Genomic DNA, 20,015 nt, shown 5'->3' with positions numbered 1-20,015 from the left:
TTTGTGACATGTCACGAACCTTTAATCCATCTCACTATTTGCCCAATACCTAAATCGTAAAAATAGGAAAATACAGCCCCAAACAAAGCTAAATAAAATCCATAACACATGAAATTGTTATAGTTATTCCACAAATATGTATCAAAAGTAACTGACCGAATAAATTCTTCCCACCCATAAACAAAATCATCCGCAGCCCACATGATCCATCCAATAGCGAATAAAGCCAGGCCAATGGCTAAAACTAAAAAACCGATCCGTTTTACAGGTGTGTTCAACTGATTCATTTACCCATCGCCTTATCAAAATCTGGTGCCCTTCGCGGTACCATCTGCCCTAGCTCCCACCAACTCGTTGTATCGAATTGACGCTGCGCCCGATCCCTTACCCTGTCATTGTACCCAGGGTTAGACATTTCCTGAAGTTGTTGCAATATCAAGTGATTGGTAATTGCTTTTGTATACCACAGGTTGGCAAATGGTGTAATCATCCTGGCCGTTTTGAGAGCGTCAGCACCAAAGCTTGTTTCTTCACCCTGCAATGCTTTTTGAGGATTGGTGACCAGTAGCTTCATCAACTGCTCTGCAAACCCAAGAACTGGGCCGCCAATAATTCCGGCAATACTCGAACCATATTGTGTATGGTCCTGGAACAGGAAGTCACCATAAACACCGAATGAACCACCTTTCAGCAATGCCTGTATCCAGGTTGTTGGCTTTGTCATGTCCAATGGGTCATTGCCTGTCAGTAATGCATTCATTTGGTTGGCAAACATGCCTGCCAACGTGGTACCCGCAATATATGAAGCCAGAAACTTAACTGCTGGTACACCATCAAGATCCAGCGCGCGGTTAACCAGTTGTCGAAAACCAGCAAATGGGGTTGTTTTGAAGAGCATGAAGCTTTTAACCAGTTGCCCTGCTTCATCTCTGGCGTATGTATCAATGCCGGTTGCCGTAGTAACTGCACTGGTCATTTCACCATGAGTAATGCCCAGTAATTTCTGTGCTGCTTCTGCTCTGGCATTACGAACCATACGTGTAATGGTCTGTTCTGCTTCAGCGTCGAAAGCCTCTTTCAGTTTCGCACGTCGAGCATCTGGCATATCCCCAAGCGCGGCAAGAGCCGTGTCGCTACCAGTTCGCACCTGTTCGATACGGTCAGCCATAATATGGTGGATAGTTGCATCAGGAACCGCATATATCGCATCTGGCGTCATGCCCATATGCCCTGCAGTTGTCATCGGGCGTAACTCTGCGGCTGACATAATGGCCCAGTCTTCGTTACTCCAGCCCTTGCTTGCAAGAATAGTCTTGTCAGACCCCTTAACATCGTCCAGCGTCTTAAACTGCCTGGTGAGTTCACCGATATTCTTGTACATCAGCAGGCCGAACGAAGCTTTATTTGCACGGTCCATAGCGATAAGACCTGACCATTTCAGGGTTTTCTCTGCAAACCAGCCGGTGATACCGCGAGACAGATCGAAGCCACCCATCTTGGACACCACAGCCGCATGCGAGTCCACCAGCAAGCCTAGCTCTGCGTTCGCGCGCTTTGCATCACCATTAAACAGGTTGCGAATCGTGTTCGCTGACAAGTGCATTCCACCACGCGTAAAGCCAAGAGCCTGCGCATTTGCCCGCATAATTGCCTGGTCTGATGCCGCGGTGAAAACGCTTGTACCGAGCATCGCAGAGGTCATCAGATTACGCAGACCACCAACCGCAGACGTAAACACACTGGAAGCCTGAGCACCATTCAGACCAGCCATTGAATTAAACATGCGCTCAACCATCTGGCGCTCGCTGTTCATCTTGCCAACATCACGGCCAGCGCCATCAACTGCGACAGATTTCTGGTAAACGCGATCCAGTACCAGATTAAAGTTTGCAGCGGCATCCGGTCCAAACGCTTTAGCCGTACCAAGATCTCGAGAGGATGATTGCAGGTGTGACATCATCACACCCGCTACTGGCTGTTCTGTGTAGCGCTCCATGTATGCAAAATGAGAGGTGGCATCTTTGAATGCCATTACCCTGCTTTGCGAACCACGATTTTTTATGCCACCTGTCCCCATGAAAGCGCCAGGCTCAATCTTGTTAGCCCCATCAGTAGCTTTAGTTTCGTAAATTGCATCGAGCGCCTGGCGATATTCAATATCGCTCATTGGTGAGCCATCAGGATTAACAAACTGCGTGCGATCCTGAGTGTTGTAAACATCGTTTACCCATGCCTGCCGGGCAAATTCAATCGGCGGCTGGCGACCAGAGACAACGGCCATAGCACGTTCCGCAGCGGGTAATGATGCCAGCCATTCATCGCGTCCAGCTTTACGGATGAGATCAGCGTCATCCACATACGGCAGATGCCAGTCATCACGCAGGCCTATATCAAAGCCGTTGTCATTCATTTCCTGACGGGCACGGTCAGTTACATCCCCCCAAACCTTGGCAATTTTCTTCGCTGACGCATTGCCCGTATCCTCGCCATACAGTTCTTTGAGGATCTGCAGCTGACCAGATTTTGCCGCCTGCTGGTCAAACAGACTTCTGAAACGTTGCTCGCCCATGGCTTTTGTCTGGTTGAAAAACTTCTGAACATCTTCACCGGCATTAAGCATTTCTGCACTCAACTGGCGTGACCAATCCTGATATGCGCCGGTTGCCAACTCCTCTGCCGACGTCACATCGATGTCTTTTCCGTCCATAGTTTTGCGTCCTGCAAAAATAAACTGCTGAAGGCTGGCAGGAGTCTGTTCATTAGGGGTGAAGTTTCGGTCAAGGTTGGTGTTAACTTTATTGATAGCAATGGCATTTAGAGCAAGACGCTGGCGTTTTTTATAAACTTCGTGGACCGCACGTTGTGCAACAAGGTCGGCAGCCTGGCGGTATGTTTCTGCATCCGGGATGCCTGTTTTACCCTGCTTTGCATTCTGGTGGTGTACCTGCCTTACCGCTTCTTTAATGCGGTTCTCAATATTCTTCAGTTCATCAGCTTTTGGCTGGCGGCCTAATGTCTGTGCAATAGCTTCAATGCACTGCTGTTTCATTATGGGTTCCTCAGGAAGCATGCCGCCGCAACGGAGTAAACTTTTGATTCCTTCTGCGTCGTGGCTATTTGTTCGTCGAACTGTGCCAGAGCTTCAGAAAGCTTCACCGGCTGCCCGGTATCAGGATGTGTTATCGTCATATCAGCATTGGTTAATGCCATGTCACGCGCTGACATCAAGTCAAAATTATTTGATGAAATAGCCGAACCGGTATCTGGATCGATGCTCACTTGTCCAACATCATCAGCAGCCGCAAAAGCACTATCACTGCGCATCACTTGAGGTTCGCTAATAGCTTCGCGTGGCGTGGTGTAGCTAATACCATTTTCCTGGAAAACAGATTCCATTGCATGGTATTGCTCGGTAGCTGCGTCAAATACACCAGGCCTGACAACACCATCAAGTCCACGGGCTTGCATGGTGATATTGACCGGCTGACCATCATTGATTTGGCGCGCCGCTTCATCCATCGCCGCCACATGGCTGTTGATGCTTTCGTTTGTACCATGCAATACCGGAGCCGACTCAATGTCGTAATACAGACCTTCGTTGAGCGTATGCGCTGCGTCTATATCACTTGGCTTAACAGGTGTTTCAGGTATTAGCCCGGCCATGCTCTCTGGAATAATTCCCTGCTCAAGGCGTGACAAATCAGCCTTAGCCTCAAAGTATTTACCGCCCCGAGTATTGTCAGCCAGTTGCTGCCGCTGCTGCTCAAGATTAGCGCGAGCAGGTTCTATCTGTACATCAAGTGCAGCCATATCGCGGTCACGGATGCGGCGTGCACTACTGGTGGTTGCTTTCCCATCCTTCAGCACCTGGCGCTGCTGCTCAAGTCCATCCAGTGAACGCTGTGCTGAATAGATATCTGATGCCAGCGACTTACGGTCGCCAACAGGAATTAACTGCTCTGCCAGTCCCTGTAATTCAGAGACACGCGAATCATACGTTGCTGCTGGTTGTGCATCAGAACTGGCAGACTGAGGTTGCTCAACTGGTGTCAATGATGGCTCAACTGGCTGTATGCCCTGCTCTGTACTTCCTACCTCTGCTGCGGGTATAGCTGCTTCTGGTTCGACATTCCGCACTGTGGGAGTTTCGGAGCCACGCGCTGCCAGGTGATGAGCACCACCAAATGCGCCGCCCAGTACAGCATCAATCAAAATTGCTTGTCCATCCCAAACACGATACTGCTTTGCCAGATCTGAATAGCCTTTCTCTTCCAGAGTTTCCCCAACTGCAAACCGGTTTACACCACCGAACGCAGTGTTAATCAGAACGCCAGAAGCAATACGGGTTGCCAACTGTTTACCGACAGCAGCAGGAAGCCCCATGCCAACAGCGTTAAGCGCACTCTGCCCAACAGCCAATTCACGAGCCGTCGTCTGATCCACCCCTTTAGCCGTAAAATCCTGAGCTGCCTGCTCATAACTGGTTCCAAAGGCAACAGAGCCGCCAACGACGGGACCACCCACAGCAGTTGCACCAATAGCGGGAACGAACTGCCCCAGCCCGTGAAGCACACTTGCTGCGGTACCCTGGCTACCTGCATCAGGCTTAACGTATTCCCTGGCATTTTTAAGTTGTTTACCAACTGTGTCGTATGTTTCATTCAGCGTTTTATCAGCATCTGGAAACATAACCCGGAATGCGTTAATTGTTGGTGCCAGGGTATAAGAAAACGCTGGATCACTAATCAGACGCTTACTGAAACCAACAGCAGACTGACCAAGGCCAACAGCGCCTTCAGCTATACCTGAAGGGATGGCTGAAATAGAGCCCTGGAAAAATGTCGGGTCATAATCTTCAGGACGCGCAGGATTTGCTGATGTCTTATCATCCGTCCAGGACTGTCCCTCAGGAGCCAGAGAAAATACATCACTCATTGCGCCACCCTCACAACAATAGGCTGGCCAGTCTTTGGATCCGTTGCCCAGCGACCACTGCCACTAACCATACGATACTGGTTGTTACCGATATTAACTGGCGTGAAGTTTGACTGAGAATTAGGGTTAAGCCCTGCTTCTGTCAGAGCAGATTGTGCTGACTCGGTATAACGGTCTTTGAATGTGCTCTTGTCCATACCAAACGGCATGACAACATCACCACCATTAAAACCCTTATACACACCACCCGTTGCCATCTGCGCAGCTTTTTCGACTACATCGGAGTTAGCCGCATCAGTTCGCGTCATTGCGGAATCACCAGACTGATAGGCGATACCGGCATAAGCTGCCTTGAACAGGCTGTAAGACATCTGCCCGGCTTGTGGATTATTAGAGAATGCGTTACCAACTTCATCAGTAAATGCGCGCTTGAGTTTGTCCTCACTTGGCAAAGCAACAGGTTGGATACCTGCATCTTTCATCTGCTTCGTTGGGTTAAGAAGTTGATCGCCAGAGAGGATGGTTTTTGAGACGTCATATTTATTCATCGTTGGCTTATACCCAACGAATTGACTGTAAGCGATAGTGCCGCTTTTCTTGTCGTACTGATTATCAGGAGTGCCAAGCAGCAAAGCTGAATAAGCTGTAGCCGCGCTGTTTGGTGCAATGGATGTTGCTACCATACGCATGGCGTTAGGCGGTAGAGTCTGCCCCATGCTTTGCAGCAGACCTATAGTCTGATCAACATTCGTTGTGCCTCGTACCTGCTGCGTTAACGCACTGGCTTCCTCGCTCGAAAGTAATGGCGCATTTATACCCAGTCCGCGCAAATTCTCTTGAGCAGAGAAACGGTTTGCTACTTCAGAAGTAATGGCTGCTGGGTTGTTGCTGGCTATCGGCTTGTACACGCCAATATCTACCGCAGCATTGAATGGGTTGTTCTGGCGTTCAGAGATAACTTTCGTGGCCGCAGCAGCAACATGGTCATACATCTGAGCTCGCTCTGCGTACCCATCCCCTGTTTCACCAGTATCCGGCTTAAGTTGCTCAACATAAGTTGTAATGCTGCTGCTCGGCATCGTGCGGAATGAGCCAATATACTGCCCGGCGATCTGCGCGTTCCTGAGTTCGGTATATCGATTATTACCTTCACGAAAACCATAAGCAGCGATGAAATTTTCCTGCGTTGGTGCATCAGGGAACTCTACGCCGCGCATATAAGCCGCAGTAGCGTCCCGCACTTTACCGTCAATGTTCGTTCTGTATTCAGCCTGTTGCTGTTTTCTGATCTGGTCAGCCTGGCGGAGAAATGAAGCCTGAGCCTGTGGTGATGCAGCATCGAATGCAGCATTACCGGTATAGCGCTTCTGACTGGTTGGTAGCGACATCAGGCCAAGCGCTGCACTGGCACCTGCATTTAGCTGCTGGTCACTGAATGGCTGGTCGCCATTTTCATGATGGATGATTGCAGCACTTAGTTTTTTTAATGTATCCGGGTTACTGACATCCAGCTTCTGATCCGGGGTAGCGCCAATTTGATCACATACCGCTTTGATATAAGCAGCAGTATCGTTGTTATCTTCCGGTGGTGCCCAGCGGGTGATGATGTCACTGACTGTGTCGTAACCCTGGCGCTGATAAGAAATCAGATTTCGACCAAGTGCTCGTATCCCATGTTCAGGGGTCTCGAATTTAGCAAAGCGCCCATCACTACCTGTCTGACCTTCCCATGGATTCGAACGACTGAACTCAAGATTACCGGGGTTGTTGTTCTCAATTCCCCTAGCACCATTGGATTGGCTACCTTTGATATAATAATCTTCCTGCTGGTTATGCAGAGTTTCAGCGTATGCCGTTGCATCGTCAGGATTATCGAATACACCGAGATGCTTACCAGTTTTTTCATACTGAGCAATGGCATCTTCATCAGACATTATCTTCCCACTATCGCTGACAGTTGGGATGAGAACCTCTCCATCATCGGTACCGATAGATATTGTTCTTACCGTACTAACTGAACCATCCGCATTTTTAACCTTAGGGCGATTATAAATATCGATATTGCCTTGGGTTTTCATTCCCTTCGTTGTTTCTGGTTCACCCCCATAAGGACTTGCTGTAGCACGTTTCGAACCAGAAACTGTATCGCTAAGCTCACCATTGCTGTGAATAAACTCAATGCTGTTTTGATTAGACCAGTTTGATAATGCGTTATCAGCAACCTTTTCTTTGAACTCGATTTTCTTTGCAGTAATCTGCTCGTCGCTCCAGCCATGAGCAACACCGTACTGATCAATCTGGTCAAAAGTCTGCTTATTTGCTGAAAGATACGCGGCATTATCTCCGTACAGGCCAGCGGCACTCTGCGCGTTATTAGTGAGTGTGGCCGCGAACTGCCCTTGTTCATAAGCATTTACCTGGCTTACTTCATGACGACCAGCCTGGGTGGTGAACTGAATTCGCTGCTGCTGGGCTTGCTGAAGGTAAGACTGACGGGAAGCATCATCCGGCAATGTGGCACCAATCTGTTCGGCGGCCTGGTCAAAAGCGGTTGTGTATTCCATACCTTTGCCAATTGCATTTTTACCCTGCAAATTGAGCAAACCCTTTTGCGGGTCATTCAGTAGTGAGCTTGCTTGCTGGCTTAACTGCAAGGATGCATCCTGAGCCATAGCGACGTTTGCACGCTGCTTCGCTTCAGCGAATGCACCAACGTATTGCTCGGCAACTTTAGCCATTCCACCCAATAGATCAGACTGAGGCTGCATGCTGAAACCACTGGTCGACACACCCTGACTCTGGACCTGACGGCCTTGTACAGTAGGTACTACTGGCATAAATACTCCTTATCTACCGGTCGGTGTTCCAACAGCCGCAGTGATTGGCGCGGCTTGAGACTGAGTAAATGGACTCCATGAACCACCAGCAGTCTGGTATGCGCCATAGGCTTTCAGCGGTGCGCTCATCAGCGTCAGTGTTACTGCATCTCGCCCCTGGGATTCGGCAGCTTTAGCCTGGGCTTGAGCATTCGTGCTTTGTACCTGATATCCGTATGCTTCACGTTGTGCGTTATTTACTGTGGTAAGAGCATCAAGCTGTCCGAATTGCGCCGTATCACCGAAGATATCCAGTGCATTACCAGTACTGAGATCTGCACCAGTCGCGCCCATTGTTGCTGTCTGTGTCCCAGCGGCCTGCCGGTTGCGGCGTCGTACTTCTTCGGCCTGAGCGTTACCACGGTTTATGGAGTCCTGTGCCTGCGCTTCTGCAATATCTGCGTTCTGGTTTGCTACAGCAGATTGATATTTGGCTTGTTTGTTCTGGCTATATGCCTGCATGGCCGACATCGCAACCATAGCGACGCCTACGGCAACTGGTCCGCACATTATCTTTTCTCCATATGGAAGCGATGGAACGGTAATCCCTGTACGCCATAAGGCGCTGGATCTTCGAGTTTGAAACCCAGCCAGTGCAGCCATGCTTTAGCCAGGTGATTACGCTGGTCTACATAGTTTTCGAGGTGAGGATAAAGCTCAAGCATGCCCACCAAGGCAAGCCTAGAACCTTTGAGAAATGCACGTTTATGTAGATCGATATGGTCAGATCCCACCATCCACGGGATGCCTTTACCACCCAGTAGAGACGCCGGAGCCACACCGAAAATATTGACTACGTTACCGTCTGCTATTCCAGCCCATGCCCGGGTTGATACTCGCAGGGCAAGATTAAGAACTTCTTCAGGTGTCTGGCCTGATGCGGCAATAAACTCGTCAATGTCAGCCTGGCGAACGCTTGGAAGAATGGCCTGAACGTGCTCAGTTGTCGCTGTTTCAATAAAGGTTTTGACCATCAAAAACCTCCCACTGTGAAGCGAGGTAAGACAGCAAGCACAGATAAAGGTAACGGGTCAGTTTGTCGGATGTATACGCGCCCGTTTTTACTCCAGTCGGTATCGAGTTTTATTTCTACTACACCTGTAGCGTCATCAACCGGATCGTCATAGAACTCAAATTCACGCTGCGGATATTCGTACAGCTTGTCTTTGTCGGTTCCTGCAAAAATACCGCGGCTGGCGTTAACGATAAGACTCACGGTCGGCATGAGCTTTTTCTTATCGAGCAACGTTTCCTGCCCGTTGATATTGATATCCAGCGTTTCAAACTCAGCAGTAATTGGCAGGCCGATATGCACCACAGCGCCTGGAGACTCAAGTGTAACCACACCAGATGTGACTACCTTTTGAGGTTCAACACTGCCGTCTGAAAGAATGTTAACAGTCTGCCCTTCGAGATGACCAAGGCCACCGAACATCATGCGTGCCATGCGCCAGTTGGTTGTGGCCGTTCCCTGCAATTGCTCTGGGATATTACGATTAGCCTGAATTGTTACCGTGTTACCGTTTGTGAATGCCACTATTTCGCAGCGCAACTGCTTATTCGTTGTTGTTCCTGTTTCATCCGTTTCGGTGTACGGGAACTGTATTTGTGCGCCAACATCACTACTGGTGAAATATGCTGAGCCTGAGGTCGTCAGCGTGTAGTTGTTACGATAATCCCAGTCACCGGTACCACCAGTAATAGACATTGCTCGCATTGTGGTGTTTCGTCCGTCATAACTCAGACCGCAGTCTACAAAGAATGCATCCTCGTCACTGGTGAACTGACGGGTTTGCAGGCGCTCGACATAGCGTTTTGTTTGCCCGTTAATGGTTCGGTTAACCACGAAATACACGGCATCCTCGCCGCCTTCACTGATACAGCACGTAGATTCGTACTTACCGGTAGAGGGTTGTGGTGCCCAGGCAAAGACCTGCTGTTCACGGAGATAGGTCAGCGCCAACAATGCGCCGTCGTCACGAATGGCCCATGCGATGGAATAAGGCACGATAGAAAATGACCAGTCGATAAGCGTGTGCTTCGTGAAAAGGTGGTTAGCCAGAATGGTCAGGTCGTTACCCTGGTATCCGTCAACATCGAACGAGTAGGCAAGGTCACGTACTGCGCTACCTTTTTCCTGAACGAACAGCGCAATGTTTGCCACAGCGATTGGTGGGATATTGCTTGATCCGTTAGAACCCTGAGAGCTAAGAGAAAATGAACCCGGGGTCAGCACCTTGTTCTGGTCGCCAGTAATGACGTACTCACCACCTGAGGTAAGCGCAACCAGAGAACCAACATCAATCAGATGACGAATCTCATTAACCTGACGCCCGGCATAGGTGTAAATTATTCGGTCATCATCCTGAATAGGGTTGTTCTTGCCAAAGTCTTTATAGTCACCAGTGCGACTGGCCCAGATGGTTTGCGGGTAAGCAGAAGACGCAGCGAAGTACAGGCGCTGCTGATAATACACAACCGTGCCCGGATAACCGTTGACAGAATTCCATACATAGCGAGCCCACTTGTAACTAACATTGGTTGAGCCAACTACCTGGGAAGGGATGAATGATACAACCGTAGCTGTGGCTGTTGTTCCATCGCCACCAACCGCTGTTATTTCGGCAATGCCAAATCCTGAATGCAGGTATTCCCACTGCACACCAGTATCGCCATCACCACTGCCACCCCAACCATCCCACGACATACCCTCAGTGTGCGATGGGCGCAGCGTACCGGTCTTGCCTGCGGTATTTGCGCAGTAATAGTTGCTATCGGCGCGACGTACATCGTTAATCGCTGTAGTTTTACTGGTTTCCCAGACAGGAACGGAATCAACAGCGGGCTGCTCAAGATAGAAAAGTTTCCCCACCTGCTCCGGTCCGAAAATTGCAGAGCTGGCCGTAAGGGTTACGCTTCCTGTGCTTGCGCTGGAATAAACAGTGATCGTTTCATCAACGTTAATATCTTCAAATGGGCCATTCTTGGTTTCAACTGCAACAAGCTCCCAGTTATCGTGGGCATAACGGCGCAACTCCATTGGAGGGTATAACGGGTGAACAATAGTAAGAACGTCAGCAGACTGAGTGTATTTCAGGCGGAATAAATCAGCTTCCGCATATGGCGTAACCAACTCATAAATCGTGGTGGTATTGGTAACCAGAACCTGACCACCGTCTTTGTAGACGCGCATATACTTGTCGCCGAACTCCAGCGCATAGGTTTGCACCGTAGAGAACTGAAACGGGATAAGGCGGCATTTCTTATTATCGATTTTTGCTGCTGCAATAAACCGGGTGCCAGGTCTGTTCTCAACACCGCCATACTGACGCACAAGAAAGTTACGACACTTTCGCAGAGCTACAGAGTACTTCGCCATATCAATGCGTCCGTACAGTGACGGACCAATCTCACCACCAGCGAATGATGGTTGGATCCAACTCATTGCCATATCAGCCTAACCTCGCCATGGTGAATTCACTTTCCGGTTGCTGAGGTTCCTGTGATTCATCCATGCTGCGAGAACCAGCGCTAAGAATCACACTCATGTACATCTGGCGGCACATGTTCCCCATATCACCGCTACCTGTTATCTGCATCGCAATTTCGCCAGCCAGACGCCATGACAGAGCATCACGGAATATATCGTCGAACATGTTCACATCGGTGATTAGCGATACGTATTTCAGCCACGCCTCAGGCAGATCGGTGTAAATGAGCTTGCCTGTACCGTTAGCATCTGCACCTGTGAAATACTGAACTCTCATTGCAGCCGTTGGGTTGCGGATGCCAGGAACCATAATTTCGATGATACGTTTGCAGTCTGTTGGGTAGCTGTAGGCGAATTGCCAGTCTGGTGGCGGAGTTCCAGTGTCAGCCAGTGCCACGCGCTTAGTGGCAAAGTTCCACGGGAAGTCGCTAAGAGTCGCATCACGGCAAGCTTCATAGTGCAGACTGCATGCACCAGCTTCTTTGCTCTGCTCTTCAAGGCTATTTATGGATCGGCTGTTACCGATTCGGCTCAATGCTATGTTGCAGATCTCGATAACAGACGGCATTACTCAGCACTCCCGTACAATGTATCCGCTGCTGTTTTTTGCTGAGTTGCTTCAGCCGGAGCAATTGACATGTCGGTGATCTGCAAGTCAGCGCTGCGATAAACGCCATCTTCACGTTCACGTTCGGACGTTGACTTAATGACAGCCCTGGCAGTAATCATCACTTCAGTGCCAACCTTCTGAGGCTGCGCGCCTAGCTTCTCCAGTGTCTCGTTATCGAGATACAAACAAAGCCCATATGGATAATCATCACGGGTCTGAGTCTTACCGCTTTCATCCTGGTAGCTGTCGGTGCCGGTTTTTAAATTGACGAGTTCCATGGGTGACTCCTACGAGAAAGGGGCCGAAACCCCTGTTTTATTAGCGAGGCTTAAACGCCAAGATCTTTGCGCTTCTGCGCAATTTTCTCGCGGAGAGTTTCGGCTTTGACGTTGTGATGAGGCTTCTCGTTAAACAGCGCTTCATATTCATCACGCAGTTTCTCAAGATCTTCATCACTACCCAGACCGGTATCACCCAAGTTTTCACCCTCGGACTTAGGGACCTCAACAACAGGAACCTTTCCACCAGTAGCTTTAGCCTTTGCCTGTATCGCGGCATCGTTTAACGGCTCCAGTGCACTACCTGGCACGCCGTCATATTCGATTTCAGCGCCTTCATCGTGAAGCTGCTTGTCGATATAGGACAGGCGCAGAACGAGATATTTTGCTTTCTCAGTCATCGACTACCCTTACTTAACGGTGAAACCAGACGGGTACGCATAATTCGCGTCAACGTCCAGGTTAATACCGGAAGTGAATGCACCGGCTGTTAACGGGCCAGTGGCAACGACATAGTTCACGCGCAGGTATTTCAGTACCCCCTGTGGAACCTTGGTAGAGAGGATACGTTTTCCTGCCACCAGCGATGCCAGCGCCAGAGAACCACTGTCATACAGGGTTACCCACGTGGCGTTATCAGTGCTGGTTTGCAACTGAACGTTCAGAGTTGCAGCACCTGCGGCGGCCGCAGTGGTGTTGACGTTAGTCCAGAATTCCAGTGGATTACCTACGCCAATATCGCGCTTAGTCCCCTTGATTGGACCAAGATCGATAACATCCGTAGAAGCAGCGGTTGCAGTAACCGCCTGCGACTCGGAGAACATCAAAAGTTTATCGATGATCATATTTCTTTCTCCTGTTACGGACTGGAGAACCAGCCCGTTGATTAATGCCAGGCGTTAAACAACGCGCGCTTCTGTTTCCAGTAGTGCGTCAGTTTCACGAATTGGGACGTTACGGAAGGTGGTCCAGAATTCACCCTCAGTTTCTTTCACAGACAGAGCCAGTGAGGCTTTGTTCAGCGATTGAATATCGAGGTATTCATTCAGGGTGCGGTTCATGTAGAACACTGGTTTGCCCATACCACGGTTTGGAATACGGTGAAGTGCTTTAATCATTAACTTCACACTATCAACTGGCGTGGTGGCATCCAGATCGCTGACATCAATGTTTGCAATACGGACCACATAACGCCAGTCACGTAACGCAAGACCATTATCCCACTTGTAGTGGGTACGATAGCCCTGGTATTTACCACCATTCGCATCAATGAGTGTTTGCTCGCCAAGGTCCTGAGTTTGTAGACCAGCTTTCTGACCTTTAGGGAAAATACCGTGAACAGTATTCTCACCCCACACCACCAGCCAGATAGAGGCGTTATCTGTACCAGTACCACCAGCATCAATGATGTTCTGTGCATTACCAGCAGCAAGGCTGGAATAACGAGAAGACAGGCCCATAAACTGCTGTGGGTTTAGACCTGCATCACCATAAAATAGCGTCTGTGCCATGGACTGATTCATCGCTTCCAGGAACGCGCGGTCTTCTGACATCCGGAAATCATTAGAATTTCCGTTCAGATCGGCCAATGACTTATCAACTTCCGAGTACGTTTCCAACATCCCGCACGCATCGGTGATCTGCACTGTGGTCGATTTGCTTGGCTGCACACCATAGTTCAGCAACCGCCAGGTAGCCTGCGGCAGGCCAGAACGAACTGTAGTTCGGTGACCAGTAGGAAGGTTACCTTCAACGAAAGGCATGTCCTGCAGGATTGGGTTAGTCTGTGAAAGCAATTCTGTAATTACCGCGATTTTGCCATCCGGGTCTTTTCGTTTACCCCAGTCAGCCAGCGTTAGAGCTGTAGTGCTTTTAACAGCCATATATCAGTTCCTCACTTATTTCCGTACAAAATATCGGCCTGACTACGCTGGCCACTGTTATTGGTCATGACCATGCTGTCTTCTGACATGGACTTGCCCACCTTCATGAATGCCCGAATGATTTCCGGATGGTTACCCAGGCCGGTTGTGTTCAGGTATTCTTTAAGCTCAGGACTACCAAACTGGTCGAAGGCTTTCTGTGCCAGACCAATGTTCGCTGTCATGTTGTCGCCGCCGATTTCCTTGTCAGCCTTGGCATCAACCGCCCACTGCTCAGTTTGTTTCGTCCATTGCTCTACCTGCTTCTGTTGCAGTTGCGGAACGATTTTCGATGCATACAGATCGACAAACTTTTGCGCCTGTTCCTGATTCAGGTTCAGCTCACGGGCAATAGGCTCAAATTCTTTCAGTGCTGTTTCATCAAGTTCCTGACCTTCAGCAGGCTTAAACTCATATTTTTCCGGCGCACCTTCAGGCTTCTTGTCTTTGTCGTCGCCTTCTTTTGGCTTTTCTTCGACAGGCTTGTCGCCTTCCTTCCCAGGCACCTTCTCTTCACCAGTTGGCTTTTCTTCACCTTCAGCTGGTTTATCCTGCACGCCGGGCTCAGCAACTTGAGCCGCTGGATCTGCTGATGCCTGAACTGGTTCCGCAGCTGCCGGAGCACCACCATCGACGGGCTCAGCATTGTGCAGACGGTGGAACATAAGACGTTGGAACAAATTCATAGCGACTCCTGCTTGCTGGCCTCATCGGCCATCGTTAGATACAGGTCAGGGCAAACCGCCATAACCTTGCTGAATAAGCTCAGGGCCAGATTGCGCTGCCCCTCGTTGAATGCTGACACCTGCGCATCGGCGGCGAAAGTTGAGGCGAATACCTTTCCTCTGCCCAGTAAATCCCACACAACACGACGGCCCTGCTTGCTGGACATGACAAACTTGATGTCGTTGTCTTCCCGCTGCTGACGTTCTTTGGCTTCCGCTTCGATTACCGCATGCTGATCGTCGTCATACTCGGTCATTGTTGTGCTCCGCCCATGGCACCAGTGACAGCAGTAAGAGCGCTTGGGTCGGTGGTTTGTGTTTCGCTGAGTGTTTTGGCACCCTGCGCTGCTGCCATACCCATCTGCATTGCCTGTTGCTGTTGAATCTGTTTCTGGCGATCAACACGTATCTGTTGCGCTTCTTCAGCCGGAACGACCACCATCGGTGATACGCCAGACATATCCGCATAACTGTCGATAGCCTGGTCAACGTTGATTTTGTCCAGAGCTTCTGGCTTGGCCTGTGCAAGTCCACCCACGAACCCTACAAATCGCTCAAGGCTGCCAAGGCCGATTGATTTCTGTGCCTGAGCCATCACGGATATATATTCAATGCCCAAAGGGATACCCTGCATGACATCCGGAGGCGGTGGCAGAAGGTTTTTGCGAACCATGATTGAGAAAGCGCGATCGATTAGCGGATCGAGGAATTCATCATTCAGACGCTCAAGCACAGGACCGAGCATCAACAGCTTTTCTTCTTTCATCTCAATAACGGCTTCAACCGGCATTGAGCGGGTATTCACGTTCTGAAGCATCATGAACAGGTCGACGAAGTACGAGCTGTTGATAATGCTGCGGGTGTCCTGAATATCAGCCAGCAGGTCGGCAGTATTCGGATTGACCAGATAGGCAGGCTTAAACCCGTCCTGCTGGCCCATCTGATCGATGTAGGTAATATCGCCAGGCAATAGAGACACGCGTTGATTCTTCAGCGATGAAGGGCCAACCATTGGCGGGTTTGTTGCTTTGTCGATAAGCTGGCTTTTACGCTTCTGCTCGAGTTGCAGGGCTTTAACCTGACCAAGCGCAAGCATGCCTGGGCACGAAGATCCGTAAACGTCTTCGCCGTTAACTTCCCAGCGCGGAGCCAGTACAGGGAAATCATCAAAGCCAGATTCACGCAGTACTTTGTTGCTGTCTCCACCCTCTTCGAAATACACGGATTTAATACGTTTGTTCTTGGAATCAAGCTTTCCGGTATCACGATCGACGTTCGGATAAACGGCTTGCACGACACTAATCCACTGTTCATAGGTGCCGCTTTCCCACATCCCTTTAACGCTGTCGCTGACCTTATCAATGCCGAACTCCATCACCAGTTGGCGAACGGTCATAGAAAACTTGCGGTAGGTTGTGTCGACGCTCAGTCGTGGGCTGTTGGCAATGTAGAAGCTACCAATCGGGAACGGATAGGTGCGGATAATGTCTTCGTCATCTTCCATTACGGACAATGCAGCAGTGCCGTAGGTACCAAGGCTGCTGTAGATAATCGGCAGGGACTGATACAGATTCGACTTGTTGAACATATCGTTCATGCGGTTCTGCACCACTTCCAGCCACTGCTTGACCGGTCCGTAATTCATCATCGCCGGATCAGGTGTCGCCAGGCGGAACCATGGACGCGCCGGGCTTGTGATACCCGACATCATCCCACTTGAAAGTGTGCGGTTTGCCATGCTGGCGGTTGGGTCAACAATTTTGGTATTTCGGCGCTCGCCACGATTTACATCAGAAGTCAGAAAGCGAGAACCTCGCGGATTGATAAAATCGCTCAGGTCACGCCAGTGCGGTTCGAAAGAATTGCGCTCGGTTTGAAGTTGCCCGAGTTGCTTAGTCAGCCTTTCCTTCAGAGTTTCCGCAGCCATTCAATAAGCCCTTACTGACCAAGCAGCGTTTTACCGCTGGTCGTTGCTGTAGATGTGTCACCCTGCGAACCAGTGAGAATGGTAGAGCTACGCCCAGCGGCGGCACGGCGGCGGCGCTCTTCTTCATCGCGAGCTGAAGTTACAGCAGCGTCCTGTTCTTGAGGGGCTGCCTGAATCTCTGGTGCTGCCGGTACTGACGGAGTACTTCCCATGCACATATGCTCACCCATTATCCAATCAAATTATCACCAATTTAACCATATAAGAATTATTTGTCGTAGTATATTGACAGATTAATGAATAATTATTACCTTAAAGGTAATTAATCAATGTATGGAACATGCGTCGTTAGCGGTCCACCAGCGTCCTTGACAGTACTACGCTGACGGGTAGCCGGAATGTGCAAGCCGCCGCGCTAACAGGTGGGTATGCGATTAACCATCGTGGCGATTCGGTTTGGCACCTCGGAAGCAGACGAGGATACAACAGATAAGAGTATTGGCGTCACCGACTCCGCGCTAACCACCATAGTCGACACAGTGGCAATGCTCTTATCGTTGTGGTGAATGCGCAGGCTGATGCGCATCGCTTAGCAGGTGAGAATGGGTAAGGCATAAGCCTGTGTTGGAAGACAAGCTGCGTGAATAGCCGGAAGACAGGATTACCCACTAAGTTCAGTGAAAATCATGATGCGTATCCTCGCTCGCGAGTGGCAGCTAACACTGAATATATTTCATGCCGGAAACCAGCACCGGCCACCACAACCAAACACGTTGCCAGCGTGGTATCAGAAGTAGGCAGTACCCATGTGAGAAGGAACTCAGAAAACCCTCATTGCTTCCAGTTAGCCCACTTCGGTGGGCCTTTTTTTTATCCTCTTTTGAATATTTGTGTACAATCTCAGCTGAGAAATATTCGAGAGATCATTATGCACAATTTCAAAATGTACATTGGCGGCATTAACGACATCACCTACCGATACGATATTAAAAAGCAAGGCGATATCTTTCACGTTCGCATCTTCAACATAATTAACAAACAGCTTGTTGAAGCAGGAACAAAATCCATAGGCCACATCAGCCCTCACGCCGTGATGGAAGAGTGTGCATCTCATTACAATCGCAATGCAAAAACACTGCGCAATTTCTTTCGCTGGCTGGGGTTCTGAGCCTGCGCTCAGGCATATGGGTCGTATTCGGTCAGCGCCTTACCCTGTTGCTGTCCTGGGTGATGCATCTTTTTGGTGACCGGAAATGCAAACGTCAACAGCAACCCATCACCCTTACCAGGCGAACGCCCCAACCTCTCTTTGATATCCTCTTTCGGCTCCATGACAATCTTGCCGTCAACCCTGACTTTGTACTCAGCCGCTGACAAATCGTCTGCGGTTTCCTGGTCATCCAGTGCGCCGCCTAGCCTGAGCCATGTTTTGCAGCTATTGAACATTTCACCGCGCTTATTCAACATCTGCGGGTCACTGCTTCCACCACCAAAGGGGACCAGCGTCCACGCCCGGCCCCATCCGTCACCAATGGATTTCAGACCGGTACCGTAACCGAAATCTATAAACACAGCATCAGCGCCGTACTCATCCTCATAATCAGCAACACGCTTCGCCATAATTAGATCGTCGGTGGTCTTCGCGCCAGTCCAGAGCACTTTGCTGTGCAGCCCCTGCCGCAGATAAATCACGGCATCATCGACACCTGAGTAAGCAGGGTCGACGCCGATAATCACTGGTGCATGCGCAACCTGTGCGGCGGTCACAATGCGCTTCATTGCGGCATCGGTCATACCTGTAGGGATAAACTGAAGTTCTGACGCATCCGGGAAGATCCCCCGCACACGAACCTTCACAAAATCGCTATCTTCGCCATAGTCGTCAACCCACTTTTGCAGTTGCTCTTTATTGGTGCCTTCAACTGTACGGCTGTCAATCTGCGCTGTTTTCCAGCGGTGCTTATATTTGCGGAAGCATTCACGGAAACGGCCAGTGTTACGTGTAGGGTTTCCGAACGCCACCCAGATTATCTCCGTGTCCTCATCCGTCAGCGCACCCTCGGCAACTTCCCACACCAGATCGGCAATGTTGGACGCTTCGTCAAACACCAGGATGATACGTTTACGTTCGTTGTGCAAACCGGCGAATGCTTCGGTGTTGTGTTCACTCCACGGAATAGCATCAGCACGCCATCGTTTATCGTGGTCTTTCTCCGTGCTGTACATTGCTGTAGCCGTGGTAGTGAACCAGTCTTTGGTGATAGCCAGGCTGGACCACTTGATGATTTCCGGCCATGTCTTGGTGCGTAGCTGGTTATCGGTGTTGGCGGTCACCACCACCTTACAATCCTCGCAGGTAGCCATACCCCAGTTGATGAGCATCGATATAAATGCCGACTTACCGATACCGTGTCCGGATGCGCGCGCCAGCATAATTGGCTGATGTCTGGTCTTTGGGTTGCGTAGGTGTTGGCCTATTTCGGCGAATGCATCAGCCTGCCATTTACGCGGACCGGATGCATGAGCTAATTCAGTACCCTCTTCTGCCCACGGAAAGGCATAAAGCGCATAGCCCAATGGGTCATGTGTGAAGCTGGCAATATCGTCAATCAACTCAAGTTCTGCGTTCTGGATTTCACTCATCGCCGCTTCCCAGTTCCTGAATGCGTTTGCGTGCAGCTGCCATACGGTTAGCAATGCTGACGTTCACATTAACCTCGAGGCGCTCTTTGAATGCGTTGACGTCGACATGCTTGCCTATGAGTTCAAGGTTCTTCACTTTGTCAGGCCATTTAACCTTTTGCAGAGTGGTTTCGATATCGCTCTCTCCATCCTTCAAAGACATGTTGATTCGATTAATATCAATTGCACTAAGGGAAATTCGCCAGACCTTCGGCCACTGGCTGACGGGCTTCAGGCTGCCGTCATCCTCCAGAATATCCAGCACGTCCATCTGATCGATTTCAACCAGGCGTTGCAGCACGTAGTCAGCACTGACCCGCAGGCGTTTATTGCGCTCGGTCATCAGTTCGGCAATACGGTCGATTACACGCTGGTCACGCATGTTTTGGCTGGCGAACTTCGCTGCGGTCTTTTCTGAATACCCAGCACGGACGGCGGAGCCTTTCTGGTCTTCCGGAGTCTTCACATACTCCTGGCAGTACGCTTCCATTTGCGCTGTCAGTGGCTTGAATTGGGTTGATTTTCGCTTAGGGTTAGCGACCATAATTACCATTTAAGTAACAATTACCA

20 protein-coding genes are annotated in these 20,015 nt (G+C 50.0%); 2 read left to right on the top strand and 18 right to left on the bottom strand.

Features of this window, described 5'->3' with window-relative positions:
* Positions 1-11: 11 nt before the first annotated feature.
* The 16 genes from FH968_RS04440 to FH968_RS04365 are packed head-to-tail and all read right to left on the bottom strand — an operon-like array spanning position 12 to position 16,981.
* Positions 12-287: a hypothetical protein gene (locus FH968_RS04440; protein ID WP_139877821.1), complete on the bottom strand. Its 276-nt coding sequence runs from the start codon at positions 285-287 to the stop codon at positions 12-14.
* On the bottom strand, positions 284-3,049 hold the full coding sequence (locus FH968_RS04435) for a hypothetical protein (protein ID WP_139877819.1): 2,766 nt from the start codon (positions 3,047-3,049) through the stop codon (positions 284-286). The genes FH968_RS04440 and FH968_RS04435 overlap by 4 nt, the downstream gene beginning before the upstream one ends.
* Positions 3,049-4,935 carry a hypothetical protein gene (locus tag FH968_RS04430; protein WP_139877817.1) on the bottom strand — a complete coding sequence of 629 codons (1,887 nt, stop codon included), beginning with the start codon at positions 4,933-4,935 and terminating at the stop codon, positions 3,049-3,051. Before FH968_RS04430 ends, FH968_RS04435 begins: the two co-directional genes overlap by 1 nt.
* Positions 4,932-7,772, bottom strand: a complete 2,841-nt coding sequence (locus FH968_RS04425; RefSeq protein WP_139877815.1) for a hypothetical protein — start codon at positions 7,770-7,772, stop codon at positions 4,932-4,934. Before FH968_RS04425 ends, FH968_RS04430 begins: the two co-directional genes overlap by 4 nt.
* A 9-nt stretch (positions 7,773-7,781) precedes the next feature.
* Positions 7,782-8,321 carry a hypothetical protein gene (locus FH968_RS04420; protein WP_139877813.1) on the bottom strand — a complete coding sequence of 180 codons (540 nt, stop codon included), beginning with the start codon at positions 8,319-8,321 and terminating at the stop codon, positions 7,782-7,784.
* Positions 8,321-8,785 carry a hypothetical protein gene (locus FH968_RS04415; protein ID WP_139877811.1) on the bottom strand — a complete coding sequence of 155 codons (465 nt, stop codon included), beginning with the start codon at positions 8,783-8,785 and terminating at the stop codon, positions 8,321-8,323. Before FH968_RS04415 ends, FH968_RS04420 begins: the two co-directional genes overlap by 1 nt.
* Complete coding sequence (locus tag FH968_RS04410) at positions 8,785-11,262, bottom strand: hypothetical protein (RefSeq protein WP_139877809.1); 2,478 nt, start codon at positions 11,260-11,262, stop codon at positions 8,785-8,787. The genes FH968_RS04415 and FH968_RS04410 overlap by 1 nt, the downstream gene beginning before the upstream one ends.
* Before the next feature lies 1 nt (position 11,263).
* Positions 11,264-11,869, bottom strand: coding sequence for a hypothetical protein (locus FH968_RS04405; RefSeq protein WP_139877807.1), 606 nt, complete (start codon positions 11,867-11,869; stop codon positions 11,264-11,266).
* Entirely contained in the window at positions 11,869-12,189 is a 321-nt protein-coding gene (gp10, locus tag FH968_RS04400) for a capsid staple protein (RefSeq protein ID WP_139877805.1), read from the bottom strand. Before gp10 ends, FH968_RS04405 begins: the two co-directional genes overlap by 1 nt.
* A gap of 50 nt (positions 12,190-12,239) precedes the next feature.
* A complete protein-coding gene (locus tag FH968_RS04395; protein ID WP_139877803.1) occupies positions 12,240-12,590 on the bottom strand; it encodes a hypothetical protein in 351 nt (116 codons plus the stop codon).
* Between the two features lie 9 nt (positions 12,591-12,599).
* Positions 12,600-13,034 (bottom strand): Bbp16 family capsid cement protein, encoded by a 435-nt coding sequence (locus FH968_RS04390; protein WP_139877802.1) that lies wholly within the window; start codon positions 13,032-13,034, stop codon positions 12,600-12,602.
* A 54-nt stretch (positions 13,035-13,088) separates the two neighbouring features.
* Positions 13,089-14,072 carry a major capsid protein gene (locus FH968_RS04385; protein WP_139877800.1) on the bottom strand — a complete coding sequence of 328 codons (984 nt, stop codon included), beginning with the start codon at positions 14,070-14,072 and terminating at the stop codon, positions 13,089-13,091.
* A gap of 11 nt (positions 14,073-14,083) precedes the next feature.
* The gene (locus tag FH968_RS04380; protein WP_139877798.1) at positions 14,084-14,797 is read right to left on the bottom strand and encodes a peptidase; all 714 of its coding nucleotides are present in this window, start codon (positions 14,795-14,797) and stop codon (positions 14,084-14,086) included.
* Positions 14,794-15,093: a hypothetical protein gene (locus FH968_RS04375; protein ID WP_139877796.1), complete on the bottom strand. Its 300-nt coding sequence runs from the start codon at positions 15,091-15,093 to the stop codon at positions 14,794-14,796. The genes FH968_RS04380 and FH968_RS04375 overlap by 4 nt, the downstream gene beginning before the upstream one ends.
* Positions 15,090-16,763 carry a portal protein gene (locus FH968_RS04370; protein ID WP_139877795.1) on the bottom strand — a complete coding sequence of 558 codons (1,674 nt, stop codon included), beginning with the start codon at positions 16,761-16,763 and terminating at the stop codon, positions 15,090-15,092. The genes FH968_RS04375 and FH968_RS04370 overlap by 4 nt, the downstream gene beginning before the upstream one ends.
* Before the next feature lie 11 nt (positions 16,764-16,774).
* Positions 16,775-16,981 carry a hypothetical protein gene (locus FH968_RS04365; protein WP_139877793.1) on the bottom strand — a complete coding sequence of 69 codons (207 nt, stop codon included), beginning with the start codon at positions 16,979-16,981 and terminating at the stop codon, positions 16,775-16,777.
* Positions 16,982-17,191: 210 nt separating this feature from the next.
* On the opposite strand from FH968_RS04365, the gene FH968_RS23630 reads away from it, so the two are divergent.
* Entirely contained in the window at positions 17,192-17,329 is a 138-nt protein-coding gene (locus tag FH968_RS23630; RefSeq protein WP_189388986.1) for a hypothetical protein, read from the top strand.
* A 74-nt stretch (positions 17,330-17,403) separates the two neighbouring features.
* Positions 17,404-17,931: a hypothetical protein gene (locus FH968_RS23820; protein ID WP_223271285.1), complete on the top strand. Its 528-nt coding sequence runs from the start codon at positions 17,404-17,406 to the stop codon at positions 17,929-17,931.
* Between the two features lie 8 nt (positions 17,932-17,939).
* Here FH968_RS23820 and FH968_RS04355 read toward each other — a convergent pair whose 3' ends face one another.
* Together FH968_RS04355 and FH968_RS04350 are read right to left on the bottom strand one after the other, a co-directional pair.
* The gene (locus FH968_RS04355; RefSeq protein WP_139877791.1) at positions 17,940-19,406 is read right to left on the bottom strand and encodes a terminase; all 1,467 of its coding nucleotides are present in this window, start codon (positions 19,404-19,406) and stop codon (positions 17,940-17,942) included.
* Positions 19,399-19,989 (bottom strand): terminase small subunit, encoded by a 591-nt coding sequence (locus FH968_RS04350; RefSeq protein WP_139878040.1) that lies wholly within the window; start codon positions 19,987-19,989, stop codon positions 19,399-19,401. Before FH968_RS04350 ends, FH968_RS04355 begins: the two co-directional genes overlap by 8 nt.
* Between the last annotated feature and the right edge of the window lie 26 nt (positions 19,990-20,015).

Source organism: Buttiauxella sp. B2 (genome assembly GCF_006376615.1).
GTDB lineage: Bacteria > Pseudomonadota > Gammaproteobacteria > Enterobacterales > Enterobacteriaceae > Buttiauxella.
The sequence above is the reverse complement of the archived record's forward strand: the minus strand, read 5'-3'. Positions and strand labels throughout refer to the sequence as shown.